The following is an 18,792-nucleotide window of genomic DNA, read 5'->3' on the forward strand; positions in this document are numbered from 1 at the left end:
ACTTAGCGATATCCAAACCTGTTTTGAACTGGTTTTGAGCGCGCATACGAGCGGCATATTCAGGGTTGATGGCTTCCCACGCGGCGCCTTGTTGAGCGCGGAGTGTTGCGATTGCATCGATATCATTCAGTATAGTAGACATATTTATCATCCTGAGAGTAAGAGACGGTTAGGTGTCATTCATTGTTTTGTTATGCGATCCATTTTAGGGAAACTCGCTTTATAATAGAAATAAATGGTAATTATTGTTACCATTTATTTAATGAATAAAGGTGTGGTTCCCTTATGTTTAAAGGGCTGTAGAGGTGTAGCATGAACTTAGAACATATTGATTTAAATTTGTTGGTCTACATTGACGTGCTCTTAAGGGAGAGAAATGTCACCAGAGCCGCTAATGCTTTAGGTATAACTCAGCCAGCAATGAGTAACAGTTTGAAGCGATTGCGCGATACGTTTGGGGATCCGTTGCTCGTGCGAACTAGTGAAGGAATGCAGCCGACAGAGCGTGCTGTAGCACTCCAACCGCTTATCCATCAGATATTGGCCAATATTGAGCAAGTAGTGGAGCCAGCTAATGATTTTGATGCCTCATCAGCCGAGCGTGTCTTTAGGATATTAACTAGTGATTACGGAGAAGCGACTGTTATTCCTCCTTTATTGGAGCGATTACGCGAGCATGCACCCGGTATTGTGCTTGATATCCTAACGCCTAGCGATATGAGCTTTCCCGAAGTAGAACAGGGGCATGTGGATTTGGTAATAAACCGATTTGATACAATGCCACAAGCATTCCACCAAACAACGTTATGGCGAGATACATTTTCGTGCATGTTTCATGCAGGACATCGTCTTAATCAACACTACACATTAGATGAGTATTTAGCGGCTAACCATGTGTGGGTTAATAAAACGGGTATGGGTGCAGGCATGGGCATATCCCCTAAAGACATTAACCGTCTTGGTTGGGTAGATGAGTGTCTAAAACAGATAGGCCATGTTCGGCATATATCAGTATTTACCCGCCACTATCAATCAGCCACATTGATGGCCGCACAAAAAGGGTTAGTGGTAACTATTCCTACCAAGGCAGCCCAGTTGCAAAACCATAATGATCAATTGATCATCCGACAGCCCCCGTTCGAAGTTCCCGCTTTTGAATTTAAAATGGCGTGGAGCCCTTTGTTACAACATAACAAAGCGCATCAATGGCTAAGGAAACAAGTAACGGATGCTGCACATCTAACAAAAATGTCTGTTTTAGTTAATGATTAAGGACATGCAAAATAGTCGTTGATACGATAGGTAAATGATTAAGATGTTATTGCCTAACAGCAGGAGTAATACATGCAATTCAAAGGCACAGAGCGATACGTAGCCACTGGTGATCTGAGTATGGCGGTAAATGCTGCGGTCACACTTCAAAGGCCATTACTCATTAAAGGTGAGCCGGGTACAGGTAAGACAATGCTAGCTGAAGAGGTAGCTCAAGCCTTAGGAAAGCCTCTGCTACGCTGGCATGTAAAATCCACAACCAAAGCGCAACAAGGCCTCTATGAGTATGATGCTGTATCGCGCTTACGAGATTCTCAACTGGGTGAAGAAAAAGTTAATGACATTAAAAATTACATTCGAAAAGGAATGCTTTGGCAGGCTTTTGATTCTGAAGAACAGGTCGTTTTGTTAATTGATGAGATCGATAAAGCGGATATTGAGTTCCCTAATGATTTGCTAGTTGAGCTTGATAAGATGGAGTTTAGTGTTTACGAAACCGGTGAACGGATCGTCGCTAAGCATCGGCCGATTATTATAATCACGTCCAACAACGAAAAAGAATTACCTGATGCGTTTTTACGTCGTTGCTTTTTTCACTACATCCAGTTTCCTGATCGCGACACAATGGAAGCCATCGTTAAGGTTCATTACCCAGACCTGCAGCACAACCTAGTTAAAGAGGCGTTAGAGATCTTTTTTGAAATACGTTCTGTGAATGGGCTTAAAAAGAAGCCATCTACCTCAGAACTCATTGATTGGTTAAAGCTGTTAATGGCCGATAACATACCTGCTGATGTGTTAAAGCAGGGCGGTAATACTAACGCTGTTCCTTTATTACATGGTGCATTACTTAAGAATGAACAAGATATACATATGCTAGAGCGTCTTGCCTTTATGGCTCGTCGTGCACAGCGTTAGTTAGTGAATGAATCATGTTAATTGATTTTTTCTATACGCTACGAAAAGCAGAGGTTCCGGTAACGGTAAAAGAGTTACTGACCCTTTTGGAAGCTTTAAAGAGTGGAGTGGTATTTGCCAGTGTCGATGATTTTTATCTATTGTCTCGCTTGTGCTTAGTTAAAGATGAAAAGTACTTTGATAGATTCGATCAAGCATTCGGTTTTTATTTTAAAGGCCTTGATGACTTAAAAATTTTCCCTGATGACGCTATCCCAAGCGATTGGCTGCGTTCAGAATTTTTTAAAGATCTTAGCGCTGAAGAGAAAGCAGCCATCGAAAAGTTAGGGGGGCTTGATAAGCTACTAGACACGCTTAATGAGCGATTAAAAGATCAACATGAGCGCCACGCTGGAGGTAACAAATGGATTGGAACCGGCGGAACCTCACCTTTTGGTCACAGCGGCTACAACCCTGAGGGTATTAGAATAGGAGGCGAAAGCCGTCATAAGCGAGCGGTTAAAGTTTGGGAAAAACGAGAATTCAAGAATTTAGATGACAGCGTTGAATTAGGTACACGTAATTTGAAAGTTGCACTGCGCAAATTGCGACAATTTGCCAGAACAGGATCGGCTGATGAGTTAGATTTGAAGGGAACCATCAAGTCTACCGCCGAAAATGCAGGGCTTTTAGATATAAAAATGGTGCCGGAGCGGCACAATGCGGCAAAAGTCTTGTTATTTTTAGACATAGGCGGATCTATGGATCCATACATACATTTGTGTGAGCAATTATTCTCAGCTGCTCGGAGTGAATTTAAGCACTTAGAATACTTTTACTTCCACAACTGTGTTTACGAGCATGTTTGGAAAGATAACCGACGCCGTTTTGATAATAAATTATCCACTCTAGATGTATTAAATACCTACGGAAGTGATTACCGCGTCATTTTTATCGGTGATGCAGCTATGTCACCGTACGAGCTTTTAAGCCCCTACGGTAGTGTTGAGCACATGAACGAAGAAACAGGCCAGATGTGGCTGCAACGCATTATAGATACCTGGGGTAAAGCTATATGGTTAAACCCGGTTGATGCGGTCTATTGGAAATACACACAAACAACTGACATGATCAGCAAGCAGTTAGCGGGTCATATGTACCCACTAACCCTAGAAGGCTTAGAGAACGCGATCAAGTATTTGTCTAAGTGATCAAAAAAAGCTAAAAGAGCTTTCATAGTTAAACGTAAAAAGGCGATTCTTTGTGTTAAATACCAAGCTATATAAATCGGTCCACACATTGGCAGAACAATTAGTTGAGGCGGCTGACAAAGCTGATAGAGAAACATTTGACGCGCTATATACTGAGCTAAAAGCAATATGTATTGAAAATGAGAACACAGAGAAAGACCACCCAGTGCAATGGGAGACTTTGGCGGATTTCACTGAAGAGGTAGACGATGCGATTGCCATTTATGAAAAAGCATTGGGCAAAGCAGAAGCAATTAATGAAAAGGATTATATGGCGTCCATAGCGTACTCCATAGCCACACTACAACTGGAGCTAGGTGAAAACAAAAAGGCGGTTAAATACCTAGAAGAAGCGAAGATCAACGCAAATAAAAGTGAAGACCTTGAATTGAAAGCTGATATAGATCAGCTGCTTACAAGTGCTACCGCTACCGCCCTTTAGGTACACAGCCATTGGTTAACCAGTAAACATCCCGTCATATAGCCACTGTAAGCTTTTTTTTCCTTAAAATAGCTTACAGTGAGCATAAGATGTCCTCATATTCACGTCGTGATTTCCTTCGTTTATCCGCTTATGGTTTTGGCGCTGCTGTTATATCTACCGGTTTGATGGGATGTAATAGTGACAGTAATAATATCGCTGTAAGTTTTGCGCATGGTGTAGCCAGTGGTGACCCGCTAGCCGGTAAGGTCATCATTTGGACGCGCATTACACCACGGGATGCGGATGTAGAAAGGGTCACCGTGCATTGGGAAGTCTCTACCGACTCGGATTTCGCAGATCTCATCCATCAAGGCAGTACTACGACCAGTATTGATCGTGACTTTACGGTTAAGGTGGATATACAAAATTTGTCCCCTGATACACGTTACTATTATCGCTTTATATGCAATGACAAAATTTCTCCAGAGGGCGTCATGAAAACATTGCCCGTGGGGAGTATTGACCGGGTAAAAATGGCGGTATTTTCATGCGCGAACTATCCCGCTGGTTTTTTTCATGCCTATGCAGAAGCGGCCTCACGCAAAGATATTGATGTGGCGGTTCATTTAGGTGATTACCTTTATGAATATCCTATGGGTGGATATGCAACCGAAGACGCGCAAGCCATTGGAAGAGCATTGCCTGATGATAATAATACCGAGCTATTTTCATTAGCAGACTATCGAAAACGGTATGGTCTGTATCGAACTGACTCCGACCTTCAAAAGCTGCATCAATCGCTACCATTCATCGCCGTTTGGGATGATCATGAAATCGCTAATGATACATGGAAGAATGGAGCCGAAAATCATAGCGAAACAGAAGGGGATTTCACGGAACGGAAGTTAGCAGCCTTGCAGGCCTACTTTGAATGGATTCCAGTTAGACCCGCCAGTGAGGATGACGAAGAAACAATATATCGTCAGTTTGTATTTGGCGATCTGGTGTCACTTTATATGCTAGATACACGAGTGATAGGGCGGGACGAGCCACTGGATTACGCCAATTACCTTGACCCAATCACGGGCGCCATGAATACCGCACAGTTTATAGCCGACTTATCTGACCCAAACCGAACGTTAATGGGAGCGGATCAACTTTTGTGGTTACAACAAAGTATGGCGACCTCAACGGCAAGGTGGGATGTATTAGGGCAACAAGTGCTCATTGGGCGGATGAACATCCCAGCGGCACTATTATCTGACTTTACGCGTCTAGAAGAGATCGTCTCCATAAAAATCCGGATGGACGGCTCAGATCCTACAGTAACCGATGAAGAAGCATTATTGGTTACTACTGTTATTCCTTACAACCTTGACGCGTGGGATGGATATGCTTATGAGCGTGAACTGGTGATGCAAATGGCTCAAGCGTTGGATAAAAACCTTGTTGTGCTTTCTGGTGATACACACAATGCGTGGGCTAGTGACCTAATTGATGATTCGGGAAATGCCGTAGGCGTTGAATTTGCCACCAGCTCAGTTTCATCACCAGGGTTGGAGACGTATTTAGGATTAGAAGGAGCGGATGACGCCACACTAAAACAAGTCGAGCTGAGCTTTGTAACGCTTATCAATGGACTCTCATACATGAATATAAGCCAGCGCGGGTTTATGGTAGTAAGCTTTACTCAAGACGAAGCAACCTGTGAGTGGATATTTGTCGATTCGGTAAAATCGACTACCTACACATTAGATGCCAACAGTATGACGAGCCTGTCTGTGTTACCTGGTCTTGAAAATCGAAGATTACGATAATATTAACTGTTCGCTATTTAACATTCTGCTAGCGTTGTCTAAGCTAATAGAATGTTGTCGGGTTATCGATGCATAAGGAGCATGCGGTCAGAATATAAGGATGCCAATGAAAGATTACCTAGAATACAAAAGCGAAAAAAATCACTTATTTTTTCAGATTGAAGTAGATGGGTGTTCTGTCGTTACCCTACAAGGAAGAGTGGGTGAACCCGCTAAAAAGCGTGTAAAGACTTATAAAACAAATAATGGATGTTATAAATACTATCATAAAATGTTATTTATGATGATTGATGAAGGATACAGGTATCTCGACAACCCTAATAGACCGATAGGAAATATACCAGTATTAGACAGCAATCTTATTAAAGACTCCATTGATGACTTTGAAATAGCTGATATTGCTAACTCTGATATTTTATTTGAAGAAAATCAAATTTACGCATGGGTAAATAAGAATAGCGACAATAAATTAGATTGGATTTTCTGCTTTATGATTATCGATTCAGTAGAAAAACAATCCGCCTATTTTTCGGAGGTCTTTCCTTTACATGAATATAATGAAAAAATAACAAATAACTTAACTTTCAAGAAAGATTACTGTTTTGAAGAAAACAAATCTAAAAGCGCTTTTATTAAAGGGAAGAAAGGATTTTTACCTATTAGGTTGTCAAACATATCTGACATACTATGTGGAAAAAATCTTGGTTTACTCAAAGACACACCCCCTATAAAAACTCTTATTTTCCAATATGTTGATCCTAGCCGAAATTCCAATAAAATTGTGCAAATACACTCTAATCATGCTTTTTTCTGGGGTGAGAATAGTTTAAGGATTTGTTTTTACAAAGATAGTATTGAATTCGAATCTGATTTGATTAATAAACTTAACAAAGAATATTATTTTTTGTCAGATAAAGCACCTAAAATTTCAGAAGATTTTTTAAAAGAAACTATAGCTAGTAAGTTGACTATAGAAAAAGACATAAAAAAGAAGAAAGAACTTCTAAATTGTTATCCTGAGCTCGAGCAACATCTTTCTACTGGCAATGGGCGAAAAATTTTTAATAGAAACTTTTTTTCTCACATAAAAACTGATCTTAAAGAAAATATAATGTATGTTTTTCCTGATAATGAATCTATATTTGTAGAGGGAGATTTAGTAGCAAGTAAAGTTATATATTTTTCAAGAGTCAAAAGAAAAACCTCGTTATGCAATCAGATAATAATAACGGGTAATTTAATAGCAAGCAATGTTATTGTCGACGGATCGTTCAGCAAGATTATTGTTTTGGGTGATGTGATAATTAAAAACAATTTTGTATCCAATGGTGTTTTTGAGAATAGTCTTTGCTTCGATGGAATTTGTGAAGTTGGCGTGCTTATACATGATCAAAGAAAACTAGATAAATCTAGGTATAACTTTAATTTTGAGAAGCAAGCATCCGTTTATGATCAATTTATTATTAATGATGACTTTATCGAAAAAAATGGAGACGATAAAAAATTTAATGCTGATAAATTATATGTATCTTTTATGAAAGGTGATGAAGTTTTTACATTTGAAAAATCTATTCCAGTCGATAAAAAAACGATTATAATTGACAGTTTTATATCTAGAATGAAAAACTGGGGCGAATACTACTGCGATTTGGCTGGCTTTGAAGTACTACCCATTTACGAGGATAACCAAATTAAAGAAGGGCGTATTTATCCTGATTCTGGTGACTGGATTGTTGCAGACAGGCGGTGTAATTCAGGAACATATGGATATAGCCATGATGATGCCAGTATTAAGCCCGTGAAGATTAAACATGCCAAAAAATACGATATTAACTACAGATCAAAACCCATTGATCGGGTAGTGAGTACTGTTGATTTAGCCTCCCGCTTCCAGTGGATATCAGATCTGTTCATAGCTAGGGCTCACAGAAAGGCAGTATCTGTTTTAGCCTACTTTAAAAATATTGAAGCTATATCAGAAGCTTTTGAAAAAGAAAAAATATACTTCAATGAAGATCATTATCTCGCATGTTACTGGTTACTTCATTTTGGTTTTTCTTTAGACGATAGATATCATGAGGTTAAGAAAATAATAGAGGTAATCCCTGGCCTGTTATCTAATGAATTTATTAGTCAGGCTATTACCTTCTTCGATGAAACTGATGCTTTCTATAATATAAAAATCTTAAAAGATGAAAGCGACAGTGATCTTTTTTTAATAAGACGAGCACACCTAGTATTTATTACACAAAGCTACAAGTCGACTTGTGAAAATTTAAAAGGTTGGATAGACTCTATTGCAATATTCCCTTATGCTGAACCCAGTTTAGTTAATAGAATAAGATGGCTTAAAAATAACTTAGAGAAATATAATAAATGGAATAGATTTGATGAGGTTTTTCCTAATAGCTTAACTAATACTCCATTGATGTCCTATATTTATGCGTGCAACCCTAATGTTCATGATAAAGATGTTTACGTTAATGCGTTAATAAATGAATTGCTTGAATACAAGGATATTTGGAATGGTCCTGATAAATTAAATTTTTGTCAGGTATTGCTCTGGGACGTTAGGTGTTTTGTAAAGGAAGTGAATTCTTATAATTTGGCTGTCGAGTATTTTTTTAAAAGCGATAGGGTATCTAAAGAATATATAGACATTAATAAATCACTAGGAATAGATACAAATGAGTTTGTTGTGGCGAGGGGCAATGTTAATAAAGTTAATGATTTATTCTCAGGATATACTTCTCGTGAAGTATCGGCTGACGATAAAAAAATATATCGAAATAAAATAAATGGTTTTTTATCTTCTCTAAAGAGTCGTGATTTATACAATCTTGTTGATAATATTAAAAACAGAGAACTAGATATTATATTGTTTAGATACCTCTGGAGTAATGAGTTTCTTGATAAAGAAGACACACTGATTAATTTGGTTTTAAGATTAGAATTTTTCGATTCAGACTTTAATGAAGAAATCTTTGGAGAAAATTATCCTTTTATCTTTAAGGGGGAGTCTGATAAAAATCTAGCTATAATGAAAAGGATTTTAAGTTTTGATGTAAGTGCCTTCCGGAATGACTATGCTTATGATAAAACTATGCGGTTTGTTGCGAAATTATTTTTAACAGTTTCACACTTACCAGAAGTTTTTGAGTTTTTAATCAGTATTATAAAGGAAGAGAACGATAAGATTAATAACGCAATCGTTAAAGAAGCTGTTTTAACTTATGTTTTTGCGGGAGAAGGTTGCGAAGAATTTCGACCTTTAATGAAGCTGTCTAAACAACAGGTAGAGCACTTGTTAGATGCGGTGAGCGATTCGTTATTAAACACGCCTTATACGCCAAGCGCGGTCAGGGTACTATATAGCTGCAATAATCCTAGCGCAAAGAGTTGGTTTTTAAGCAAACTTGATAATCAGGAATGGTTGAGCCAGTTTTCACATTTATCTGATTACGGTGAGCCTCTAGACGTGAAGATCAATAAGGCGTTGGCGGATACGTTAGCGTATTTGCCATGACATAAATAGTTAAAGTGAGTCGCCGCATTGAATCAACAAGGAAACGACTCACTTTTGCAGAATATGCTTTATGTATTGGCTGTTAAACCTCTTCTACTTCGTCATCCAATTCGGTGCGCAGGGCTTCCATATTTAGCAGTTCCGCGGCTATCTCTAAGGTCTCAGTGCTTTTAATGAAATCGCTGCCAATCGCTTCGTTGTCACAAATAGCGCGTACAAAATCACCTTCATGTGCATGGACCTCGCATGACACTCCATTCACGAATAGTACGTAATTTTTAACCTGCTTTTGGCGATAAGCAAAACGGCTGCCTTCAGCCCGAAACAGCAGACCACCATTGTCTAAATACTCTTGCAACTCTTTTGGTGATATCGGTTCTGCCTCGTCGTCAGGCTGCATAAGCTCTGGATATTTAGGTTCGGTCATGTACTGACCAAACCAGTCTTCTAACAACCCCGGTTCTTTCAAGTAACTTTCGAAAATATCCCGCACTTTATTAAAGGCGTCATTATCAATGAGGGACGGGCTATCTTGTAACTTGATATCAGTATCGGCGTAGCGCATTTCATTGGTTACTTGTTCACCAACAAAGTCCGTAAAGTTGCGAAGAATCTCTGCATGAGAAGGCGCTCTAAAACCGACAGAGTAGGTGATGCAATTGTCCGTTTCAGCAATGCCGTTGTGGCCTAGTTGAGGAGGAACATACAACATATCACCAGGGTTAAGTATAAAGCTTTCTTCAGCGTCCCACTCTGGGAGTATCATTACCGGTGCGTCGTTACGGCGCGGTGAACCCTCGTGATATTGACCGCCGACTTCCCAGCGTCGTTGACCTTCAGCTTGTAGTAAGAACACATCGTAATTATCAAAATGTGGGCCTACACCACCGCCTTTAGGTGCATAACTGATCATTAAATCATCGATACGCCAGCTAGGAATAAAGCGAAATTGATCAAGTAGCGCCTTCGCTTCAGGTACCCAATGATCGACGGCTTGTACTAATAATGTCCAGTGCGTTTTAGGTAGGGATGCAAAGCGCTCTTCATCAAACGGACCGTTTTCCAGTGACCATTCATCATTGGATGGGTTTTGAATAATGAGCCGAGATTCGACATCCGCTTCGCAGGCTAAACCCGCTAATTCGTCTGCACTGACGGGCGGTTCAAAATCGGGAAACGCATTTCGAATTAGCAGTGGTTTTTTTTGCCAATATTCGGATAAAAATTGCTCGGGGGTTATGTCCCCTAACGGGTAGCTATCGATCATCGTTTTAGAAGCTCTACTAATTCGTTTGCGGTATCTTCCATCTGCGCCATGATCTTACGCTGATCTTTAGCTGCCATTGCTGCTACGCGGTTGTTCCCAACGATGCGGATACATTTTTGTAGAGTAAGTGCGCATTCTTGAATACCGGCAATGTTATTTTCGTAAGCTTCCATTTCAGCCGATACGGATTCTATTCCCAATTGTAGGTCTCGGGCTTGGTCGCGTAATGATTTTAGATCGGTATGCATTATGATTCAGTCCTTGTCAGAATTGCCACTGGCTTGTCGTTTTAAGGTATCTTGTACTGAGCTTAGAATACCTCTAAGCATACCAAGTTCCGCTTTTTCAGGTCGAGTACGATTAAAGTAGCGTTTTAGTTTTGCCATCGCACGGCCTTCATGCTGTGGTATTAGAAATTGTGTGGTACGTAACACTGTTTCTAGGTGGGTATAAAATAAAGTCATCTCTTTTTGACGGGGGTATTCATAGTCTGTTGTTTTAATCGTTTCGTCTTGAGAGGCTACCCATACCTCGTAGCATAACAGTTGTATAGCCTGAGCCACGTTTAACACTGGGTATTCAGGGTTGGCTGGGATATACACATGGTAGTTGCACATTTGAATTTCTTCATTGAGCAGCCCCATAGTTTCGCGGCCAAATACGATCGCTATATTGCCATTAGGTGCTTCTTCTATAACTTGTTTGGCGCATGTGCGTGCATCTTGGATGGGTAGGTCGAATGTGCGAGAGCGTGCACTGGTCCCCACCACCATCTGACAGTCAGCAATAGCCTCTTCCAACGTATTGACAACGGTTGCGGCATCTAAGACGTCTTTGGCGCCTGCTGCACGAGAGTCTGCTTCCGGATGAGGATATTCTTGGGGATCGACTAACCATAAATTGGTTAACCCCATATTTTTCATGGCCCGGGCGGCGGCACCTATATTTCCTGGGTGGAAGGTATTAATTAGAACAATACGAACATTCGATAACATAGCAATTGGCCTATAAAAACAGGCGGTTATTATAGGCCAGTGTAGCTATGGGATGAAGTCTACAAGTGCGTTATCCCTAGGATAGTTTTAAATCTTACTTGGTGCTTGTGTTAGCCTTATTTGTAATGTGTGCTTCCATTGTGTCTCGTTGGGCAAGTGAAGGGAAAATGAATGTCCAAATACCGACGACAACTAAGGTGCCAACGCCACCAATCACAATCGCGGGTACTGTGCCAAATAATGCAGCCGTTGCTCCTGACTCAAATTCGCCTAGCTGGTTAGATGAGCCAATAAAAATAGAATTGGCCGCGCTCACTCTTCCACGCATTTCATCTGGTGTTTCGAGCTGGACAAGGGTAGATCGGATTACGACACTAATCATATCTGCCATACCAAGCATAAACAGAGCAAAAACCGAAAGATACAAGTTGGTCGATAGGCCAAATACGATAGTGGCAACACCAAATATGGCAACTGCTCTCAACATAATTTTACCGACATTACGCTTTAGCGGCCTGCGCGCCAGGTAGATTGACATCACAACCGCGCCAAGAGCTGGCGCACTTCTTAAGATACCTAAGCCCCAAGGGCCTGTTTCTAATATATCTTTTGCCACAATCGGTAATAATGCCGTTGCGCCTCCCAGTAACACCGCAAACATATCTAGTGAAATCGATCCCATGACTACAGGGTTGCGGCGTATATAGGTTAGACCACCAAGCAAATAAGTAAGCGTTACCGGTGCTTTAGCTTTAACCGTGTGGTTGTAATGTAAACGATATAAAAATAGCCCAGATAGCACAAAGCAAAGCGTGCTGCTGGCGTACAAAACATCAGGGCCTAGCAGATAAATAAAGCCGCCAATCGCCGGGCCAGCAATCACCATTGCTTCTCGGGCCGAGGCCATTAATGCCATCGCCGACGCGAGACGATTTGATGGAACAAGGTTGGGTACTAAGGCCTGTAAAGCGGGCATTTCAAATGATCGAGAAATCCCTAAAGCGATAGCACAACCATAGATAAGATGAGGTGTCATTTGGTGGTACAGGTTGCCGATAGCTAGGGTCAACACGGTTAGAGCCATTAATGCTCGGCAAGCCAAAATAATCGTAAGTCGGTTGTATTGATCGGCGATGTGCCCTACGACAAGTGTTAATAAAAGCTGAGGTAAGAACTGAGCTAAACCAACTAAGCCAAGGCTCAATGCACTGCCAGTTAAATCATACATCTGCCATCCAATACCAACACTCAGCATTTGAAAAGCAAAAGTAGATAAAATTTGACCTGAAAAAAAGCGGAAGAAATTATTATCTTTTAAAAGAGAGGTATCAGTCATGAAAATGAGCCTTAAGCACCAGAAGATTGCTAAGAAGACACACAGTTTACACACCCCAAAAAATGGCGACTAATAACAATCTCGTAAAATAACGTTCCGTTTTTGGCATGATGTGGTCTATCCAGCCCGATAAAACATGCAGAGTGTTTAAATCCGCTAGATTCAAGGTTGATAATTTGTTTCACTGAACCAACGGTTTCTTATTTCCTTTTTTCATTGCTGAACAGGCAGGTATTCGTTCATGACAGAACAAGTCACAGGTCGCTTAACTACACGTACAATTGCTATGCCCGCGGATACAAACCCCGCCGGTGATATTTTTGGTGGATGGGTGCTGTCTCAAATGGATATTGCGGCGGGTATTTGTGCCGGTCAAAGAGCTCAAACTCGGGTTGTAACGGTTTCACTAGATAGCATGAGCTTTATAAGGCCGGTGAAAGTAGGGGATATATTGGGTGTTTATACAAAAATAGCCAGTATTGGCCGTACATCTATGGTTGTTCATGTTGAAGCATGGGTGCGCCGTGAGCGTATTGGGTTGCGCGAAAAAGTGACGGAGGGGAATTTCAAATTTGTGGCGATTGATGAAAGCGGAAGCCCAACTCCAATTCCTGATGAGAAGGACTTACCCGACTATGCGCTGCCAGGCTACGAAATGTGAGTTACAACAGGTTCAATAGGCGTAGGTTTTGAAGCGCATTCTTTAAATATGCGCTTTGTACAATGTTGGCAGATACTACTGTCTGCCTCGTGCATCATGATTTCAATCGCTTCTTCGGGTGTTTCACAAAAACGCGCCTTTCCTAGTTTGCGTAACCCGCCATTCTTTTCCATTTCGTCCAATACTGTTCCTTTGAGCGAGCAGAAAAGCAGATGACCACCACGGACTTCTATCCTATGGATCTCTTGCTCTAGCATTTCTATCGCTGCAATATCAATAAAGTTTATACCTTTACCCACCACAATAATTTTAGGCGGGGAGGGTAAGCTGCTGGCGAGCTTGCGCAAATGTTGTTGAATATGATCAACAGCGCCAAAGAATAAGGAACCATCAATTCGAATGATTTTAATTTGTGGGCACTCATCAGCCGTGAAGCGCTTAACATTGCGAATAGGCCGCTTAGGACGATCGATAATAGGCGCGACATCGATAATTGTTGGCTTTGATGTTCGCTGTAGGTAAAACACCAAAGAAAAGATAACGCCGACATAAATAGCAAACTGCAATTCGAGTAGTAATGCTGCAAAAAAGGTTAACGACAGTACCCAAGCATCATGTCTGCTGGCTTTAACTATTGAAATTATTTCATTGATTTTAAACAAATTATAAGCAATAACAATTATACATCCGGCAACGGCAGCAGCCGGCAAATAACGCGTAAGGTGTGGTAAAAAGAAAACAATTAGAGCTAAACCTAGTGCCATCACTAATGAGGCGACGGGTGTTTTAGCGCCGGCGTCATAGTTAGCGGCAGAGCGAGTAAACGAACCAGAGGATGCAAAGCCGCTGAGTAAACTTGTCCCTATATTTGCGGCACCTTGTCCTATAAATTCTCGATTACCACTCAAGTGTTGATGGGATTTTCGTGCCAATGATCTTGCAATAGTCACAGCTTCAATCAGCCCGAGCATGGCTAAAGCAAAAGCACCCGAAAATAAATCGGATACTTTGGATGTATCAATTAGCGCTACGCTGACCGTAGGTAATGATGCAGGAATGTCCCCTATATAATCCATGGTATGTTGTGTATCGATAACGAATGCACTGAGAGACCCAGCAACCAGAGCGATAACAAGGTAAGGTAAGCGAGGTATCCACTGTTTAATGGCCAATGCGATGATTATTGTAACCAGGGCGACTGTAACCGAGGCTAGGTGAATGTGCTCAGGGTGCAGCACAAGAGACCAAACGTAATGATAGAAGGGTTCTGTTGTTTCGGAAGTCTGCTTTGCTACCCCCATAACGGCGGGCAACTGGCTGGCTGCAATGAGTAAAGCCGCCCCAGACGTAAAGCCAACGATTACGGTATGGGATATAAAATTGACCAACGCTCCTAAACGCAACAATCCAAGACCCAGCTGAATGATCCCAGTGAGCAAGGTTAGTGTGAGAACGGTACTGATGTAACCCTGTGAGCCGATAGTTGCGTACTCACTGGCAATACTCATGACCACAATAGAAATAGCGGCAGCAGGCCCCGTAACAAGGTGATACGAAGATCCCATAAAAGCGGCGATGACCGTGGCCACCATGGCTGTATAGAGGCCATACTCGGCAGGCATACCAGCTATCAGAGCGTAGGCGATTACCTGAGGTAAGGTGATTATGGCCCCAGTAAGGCCTGCTTGAATGTCAGCTTGTGCTGTGTGTTTGCTGTAGTTTGATAACCATTCGGGAGCTTTTATCGAACGAGCACTAAATACAGACACAAGAAACTCCAAGTAATCAGGCTACTTAAGTAGTAGCCTAATATGACTTATTTTACTTTATCTTCAATAAGTTGTCTTAGCAACTTAATCTCATTTTGTAGCTCTGACATGGAAGGTTCACTCGCCGCTTTAGCCTCAGCTTTTTCCTTGGCTTCGCGAGAGCTTTCGCTTTCCATAACGTTAACGACAATACCAATCACCATGTTGAGGAAGGCAAAAGCTGTTAAAAATATGAAGGTTAAATAATAGATCCAACTTAACGGATAGACCTCCATGGTCTCATACATTACATCGGTCCAGTCTTCAAAAGTCATCACACGAAAAAGCGTCAGTAACGATATGGTTATATCTCCCCATAAATCTTCATTTATGTGTGCAAACAGGGATGCGCCCGCCGCGGCGTAGATATAGAAAATAATAAACATTAATAAAATTACGTAGCCTAACTGCGGCATTGCTTTGATGAGTGAATTTAGCAGCATACGTAATTCAGGAATGATGGATACCATCCTCAATACACGGAATATACGTATTAAGCGCCCAACCAACGCCATTTCGCTATCGTCGATAGGAACCAAGCTAACCACTACAATAAGCGTATCAAATAGGTTCCAAGGGTCTTTAAAAAAGGATCGTTTATTTGGGTCTCCAATGAACCGGATCACAATCTCTACCATAAAGAAGAGGGTTATGCCGATATCTAACCATCGTATGAGCTGGAGTATGTTGGGAGATACATCGTACGTTTTAGCACCTATCACTAGGGCTGAGAAAATAATGACTGAAATGACGAAAAATTCAAAAAAGCGATTGCTACGAATAGCATAAAAGCGCGCTTGAAGGTCTTTGGAGTTCATGTTGTGCCCATGAGGTGAGTAACAATTATCTGTAATGATAAGGCGTCACTTTACTGCGGAAACTACTAAATGTGTAGTGGCATTTGGGGCTTAATTTGAAGTGTCGATAACTTGGTTCCGGCCATGCCCTTTGGCGTTGTACAATGCTTGGTCAGCTCGTTTGAGTACATCGCTAATGCCTTTGTCATTAGGGCTGTAGTAAGCGACTCCTATGCTCATCGTTATAGAGAACGAATGTGCTTTCCAAGTGATCTCTTCTTTTTCTAACGAGGCTCGCAGGTGTTCGGCTTTATGTAAAACATTATTGTTAGAGAGGTCAGTTATGATGGCGGCGAACTCCTCGCCCCCTATACGAGCCGTTATATCTGAGCTACGCAATGAAGCCTGCATCACATGTGCTAACCTTTTTAAAGCGACATCTCCTGCGTCATGGCCATACGTGTCGTTTACTTGTTTAAACAAATCAACATCCATTACAAGTATGGCATAAGAGCGTTTATAGCGGGCTGATTGGCTATGGATTAGAGAGCCAAGTTCGAAAAAGGCGCGCCGATTATTGAGTTGTGTAAGCACATCAGTACGGGCGTCTTTTTCTGCTTTTATACGCAGCTGGTTTAACTCTTGGGTGCGTTCGAACACGCGCTTTTCTAACAGGTCCTGCTCTGTTTGTAAGGCATTAACGAGATATCTACGTTTGCGATTAACAACTGACAATATGATAGAAAGCACGATAAATAGCGTTAGCGCCAAGAGTGTAAGGTTAATTTGTAATTTATAGCTTTCATAAAATGAAGGAAAATCATTAATCAGAATAGTAGTGTCAGGAAAATCTTTTTTGTTAATACCAAATCGCTCAATTTGAATAACGTCATAATAGTATTCAAAAGCGTCTTTGGTTGTTGGAAGGGGCTGATGTCCAAAGTATAGGGCTGCGTTGCCTGCTAAATTACCCACACGCTCGCCTGAAAGCAGGTAGCCGCCCACTACGCCGCTTCCCATCAAAGACTCCCAAACAGAGAAAACGGGGGCATTGGCTGCCTCTGAAATTATTTGAGCCGCTTTATAGGGGATAAAGTCTTTTCCGGCACCGTCTTTAAAGATTAACAGGTAGAAGATAGCGCTGTTTTCAGGTAAGCGGCTCACTTCCTCGACAAGTTCTGTCATCGGCTTATCGACTAAAAAAGTAATGGAATCATTGAGCAAAGAAGTTGGCAATGCTTCCTTAAAGCGCTGCAGTTGGTTTCTACCGCTGTAAGATAGACTATCTGCTACGACATAAATATTGTCCGGGTTGTAAATCCGAAGCATCTCATTAAAGGAGCCGAGGTAATCTTCAAAAATAGGGATGAGGCTTTCATCGCTAGATAGGGTAGCAGTAACTTTGTCGCTATCAGGGAAATAAAATCGATGAATATTTTTAAAGAGAGACTGATTTTTCATCAGAAATTCGACGGCTGGTAAGCTTTCAGCTACCACGCTTTCTAATTCAATCGATTTGTACTTTTGGGTCAAATAGGTAGCAAATACATCTTGATAATCTTCAGTAGGAAACCGTTCCGCATCGAGATGTTCTGTATAGACTATAGTATTTGGTTCCGCATCCATTGCCTGTAAGAATCCACGCTCAACGGATTGTTGCCAAGGAAGCTGTTCACTCCATGAGTTAATGATCAAAACAGATTTGCTAGTTTCTGCCATCACTATTGTTGAGTAGCCTAATGCTAAAAGTAACCCTAAAACCGATCGAAGTTTTAGCAATATCACCATCCCAGATTCCATAGAGTTGTTCTGCCATCTCTGTCTAGTTGCCTAAGAATGAGTAAAATTGATGCAAAACGTTTATAGGCACAGTGTTAGTAAAGCATACATTTAAGAAAATGCCATACGAGGGGATAAGGAGAGATGTATTGAAAATGCTGGTAGGTAAGGGCGGAATTAGTGTAATAAAGTGCTTAGTAATGCTTGATGATAGATCAGCCCCGAAGGGTCTTAATCAAGCGTGACTAAGACCGGTAGCAGATGAACGCTTTTTGCTTACGAATAGTGATTTAACACCAGAAAACACAGAAGAAAGCATTTGAGCTATATACTCAGCGCGCTCAGCTTGTGCTTGAATCATGATTTTTTCAGCTTGAGTCATGTAAGAGGTGTCAACGTTATCTATTAGATCAGCGACAGACTTGCGGTTTAAGTTAGACATGATTTGCTCCAGTAAAATTGTTGGCCATTAGCCTTTAGTCGTAATGATAGGGATATCATGAGAGAACGACAAACGACAAATTTGATCGTCATAGATGAGAAAAAGTAATCATTTGTTGGTGGGCTGCTATCAGGCTAAGTCATATATGCTTGGATTATTTGAATCACTAAAGTCCTACCGCACTTTTTAGATCGCTAGAACGGCTGTAACTATTGGTAATTCACGAAATGTGTAGACCATAATTTTAGTCTAATAGGGAGCGGCTCAAGAGGTGTTGTTAATATAAAACGAAATTAAAGCGTAAAAAAAGCGTCTATAAAAGACGCTTTTTTAGATGAACTCAGTTTTTCTATTAGAACTGGTTCATCGTATTGTCTTTACCAGACGCTTTCAATGCGGCATCACCAGAGAAGTACTCTTTGTGATCATCACCCATGTCAGAACCAGCCATGTTTTGGTGCTTAACGCAGGCGATACCTTGACGGATCTCTTTACGTTGTACGCCAGCGACATAACCCAAC

The 18,792-nt window shown here is 41.2% G+C and carries 15 protein-coding genes and 1 pseudogene; 7 read left to right on the forward strand and 9 right to left on the reverse strand.

Annotated features, from left to right (window positions below; genetic code table 11):
- Nucleotides 1–312: 312 nt before the first annotated feature.
- The 6 genes from BS617_RS17635 to BS617_RS17660 all read left to right on the forward strand — a co-directional run bounded on the left by BS617_RS17635 (nucleotide 313) and on the right by BS617_RS17660 (nucleotide 9,186).
- Nucleotides 313–1,272, forward strand: a complete 960-nt coding sequence (locus tag BS617_RS17635; protein ID WP_075174321.1) for a LysR family transcriptional regulator — start codon at nucleotides 313–315, stop codon at nucleotides 1,270–1,272.
- Between the two features lie 72 nt (nucleotides 1,273–1,344).
- The gene (locus tag BS617_RS17640; RefSeq protein ID WP_075174322.1) at nucleotides 1,345–2,190 is read left to right on the forward strand and encodes an AAA family ATPase; all 846 of its coding nucleotides are present in this window, start codon (nucleotides 1,345–1,347) and stop codon (nucleotides 2,188–2,190) included.
- 14 nt (nucleotides 2,191–2,204) lie between these two features.
- Nucleotides 2,205–3,380 carry a vWA domain-containing protein gene (locus tag BS617_RS17645; protein WP_075174323.1) on the forward strand — a complete coding sequence of 392 codons (1,176 nt, stop codon included), beginning with the start codon at nucleotides 2,205–2,207 and terminating at the stop codon, nucleotides 3,378–3,380.
- Between the two features lie 52 nt (nucleotides 3,381–3,432).
- A complete protein-coding gene (locus BS617_RS17650) occupies nucleotides 3,433–3,861 on the forward strand; it encodes a Replicative DNA helicase (RefSeq protein ID WP_075174324.1) in 429 nt (142 codons plus the stop codon).
- An 89-nt stretch (nucleotides 3,862–3,950) separates the two neighbouring features.
- Nucleotides 3,951–5,660 carry an alkaline phosphatase D family protein gene (locus BS617_RS17655; protein WP_075174325.1) on the forward strand — a complete coding sequence of 570 codons (1,710 nt, stop codon included), beginning with the start codon at nucleotides 3,951–3,953 and terminating at the stop codon, nucleotides 5,658–5,660.
- Nucleotides 5,661–5,766: 106 nt separating this feature from the next.
- Nucleotides 5,767–9,186 carry a hypothetical protein gene (locus tag BS617_RS17660; RefSeq protein WP_075174326.1) on the forward strand — a complete coding sequence of 1,140 codons (3,420 nt, stop codon included), beginning with the start codon at nucleotides 5,767–5,769 and terminating at the stop codon, nucleotides 9,184–9,186.
- An 82-nt stretch (nucleotides 9,187–9,268) separates the two neighbouring features.
- Here BS617_RS17660 and BS617_RS17665 read toward each other — a convergent pair whose 3' ends face one another.
- The 4 genes from BS617_RS17665 to BS617_RS17680 form a co-directional block, all read right to left on the reverse strand.
- On the reverse strand, nucleotides 9,269–10,453 hold the full coding sequence (locus tag BS617_RS17665; RefSeq protein WP_075174327.1) for a cupin domain-containing protein: 1,185 nt from the start codon (nucleotides 10,451–10,453) through the stop codon (nucleotides 9,269–9,271).
- A complete protein-coding gene (locus BS617_RS17670) occupies nucleotides 10,450–10,701 on the reverse strand; it encodes a hypothetical protein (protein ID WP_075174328.1) in 252 nt (83 codons plus the stop codon). Before BS617_RS17670 ends, BS617_RS17665 begins: the two co-directional genes overlap by 4 nt.
- A 6-nt stretch (nucleotides 10,702–10,707) precedes the next feature.
- Nucleotides 10,708–11,448, reverse strand: a complete 741-nt coding sequence (gene trmJ, locus BS617_RS17675) for a tRNA (cytosine(32)/uridine(32)-2'-O)-methyltransferase TrmJ (RefSeq protein ID WP_075174329.1) — start codon at nucleotides 11,446–11,448, stop codon at nucleotides 10,708–10,710.
- 94 nt (nucleotides 11,449–11,542) lie between these two features.
- Entirely contained in the window at nucleotides 11,543–12,784 is a 1,242-nt protein-coding gene (locus tag BS617_RS17680) for an MFS transporter (protein WP_075174330.1), read from the reverse strand.
- 241 nt (nucleotides 12,785–13,025) lie between these two features.
- Here BS617_RS17680 and BS617_RS17685 point away from each other — a divergent pair, with 241 nt between their 5' ends.
- Nucleotides 13,026–13,445, forward strand: a complete 420-nt coding sequence (locus tag BS617_RS17685; protein ID WP_075174331.1) for an acyl-CoA thioesterase — start codon at nucleotides 13,026–13,028, stop codon at nucleotides 13,443–13,445.
- On the opposite strand, the gene BS617_RS17690 is transcribed toward BS617_RS17685, so the two are convergent.
- The 5 genes and pseudogenes from BS617_RS17690 to BS617_RS18450 form a co-directional block, all read right to left on the reverse strand.
- Nucleotides 13,433–15,214, reverse strand: coding sequence for a SulP family inorganic anion transporter (locus BS617_RS17690; protein ID WP_083610196.1), 1,782 nt, complete (start codon nucleotides 15,212–15,214; stop codon nucleotides 13,433–13,435). The two genes, BS617_RS17685 and BS617_RS17690, sit on opposite strands and share 13 nt — an antisense overlap.
- A gap of 47 nt (nucleotides 15,215–15,261) precedes the next feature.
- Nucleotides 15,262–16,071 (reverse strand): ion transporter, encoded by an 810-nt coding sequence (locus BS617_RS17695; RefSeq protein WP_075174332.1) that lies wholly within the window; start codon nucleotides 16,069–16,071, stop codon nucleotides 15,262–15,264.
- A 90-nt stretch (nucleotides 16,072–16,161) separates the two neighbouring features.
- Complete coding sequence (locus tag BS617_RS17700; protein WP_075174333.1) at nucleotides 16,162–17,838, reverse strand: GGDEF domain-containing protein; 1,677 nt, start codon at nucleotides 17,836–17,838, stop codon at nucleotides 16,162–16,164.
- A 226-nt stretch (nucleotides 17,839–18,064) separates the two neighbouring features.
- Nucleotides 18,065–18,271: an RSP_7527 family protein gene (locus BS617_RS17705; protein WP_075174334.1), complete on the reverse strand. Its 207-nt coding sequence runs from the start codon at nucleotides 18,269–18,271 to the stop codon at nucleotides 18,065–18,067.
- Between the two features lie 352 nt (nucleotides 18,272–18,623).
- Nucleotides 18,624–18,792, reverse strand: a pseudogene (locus BS617_RS18450) (isocitrate lyase); the annotation flags it as partial.

It is taken from the genome of Neptunomonas phycophila (assembly GCF_001922575.1).
Lineage (GTDB): Bacteria > Pseudomonadota > Gammaproteobacteria > Pseudomonadales > Balneatricaceae > Neptunomonas > Neptunomonas phycophila.

What these genes read in the sequence shown, in the direction of transcription:
- BS617_RS17640 (WP_075174322.1), top strand. Translation starts at nt 1,345, where the DNA reads ATGCAATTCAAAGGCACAGAGCGATACGTAGCCACTGGTGATCTGAGT.
- BS617_RS17655 (WP_075174325.1), top strand. Translation starts at nt 3,951, where the DNA reads ATGTCCTCATATTCACGTCGTGATTTCCTTCGTTTATCCGCTTATGGT.
- BS617_RS17665 (WP_075174327.1), bottom strand. Translation starts at nt 10,453, where the DNA reads ATGATCGATAGCTACCCGTTAGGGGACATAACCCCCGAGCAATTTTTA.
- BS617_RS17685 (WP_075174331.1), top strand. Translation starts at nt 13,026, where the DNA reads ATGACAGAACAAGTCACAGGTCGCTTAACTACACGTACAATTGCTATG.
- BS617_RS17705 (WP_075174334.1), bottom strand. Translation starts at nt 18,271, where the DNA reads ATGTCTAACTTAAACCGCAAGTCTGTCGCTGATCTAATAGATAACGTT.
- BS617_RS17680 (WP_075174330.1), bottom strand. Translation starts at nt 12,784, where the DNA reads ATGACTGATACCTCTCTTTTAAAAGATAATAATTTCTTCCGCTTTTTT.
- trmJ (WP_075174329.1), bottom strand. Translation starts at nt 11,448, where the DNA reads ATGTTATCGAATGTTCGTATTGTTCTAATTAATACCTTCCACCCAGGA.
- BS617_RS17660 (WP_075174326.1), top strand. Translation starts at nt 5,767, where the DNA reads ATGAAAGATTACCTAGAATACAAAAGCGAAAAAAATCACTTATTTTTT.
- BS617_RS17670 (WP_075174328.1), bottom strand. Translation starts at nt 10,701, where the DNA reads ATGCATACCGATCTAAAATCATTACGCGACCAAGCCCGAGACCTACAA.
- BS617_RS17700 (WP_075174333.1), bottom strand. Translation starts at nt 17,838, where the DNA reads ATGGTGATATTGCTAAAACTTCGATCGGTTTTAGGGTTACTTTTAGCA.
- BS617_RS17645 (WP_075174323.1), top strand. Translation starts at nt 2,205, where the DNA reads ATGTTAATTGATTTTTTCTATACGCTACGAAAAGCAGAGGTTCCGGTA.
- BS617_RS17635 (WP_075174321.1), top strand. Translation starts at nt 313, where the DNA reads ATGAACTTAGAACATATTGATTTAAATTTGTTGGTCTACATTGACGTG.
- BS617_RS17695 (WP_075174332.1), bottom strand. Translation starts at nt 16,071, where the DNA reads ATGAACTCCAAAGACCTTCAAGCGCGCTTTTATGCTATTCGTAGCAAT.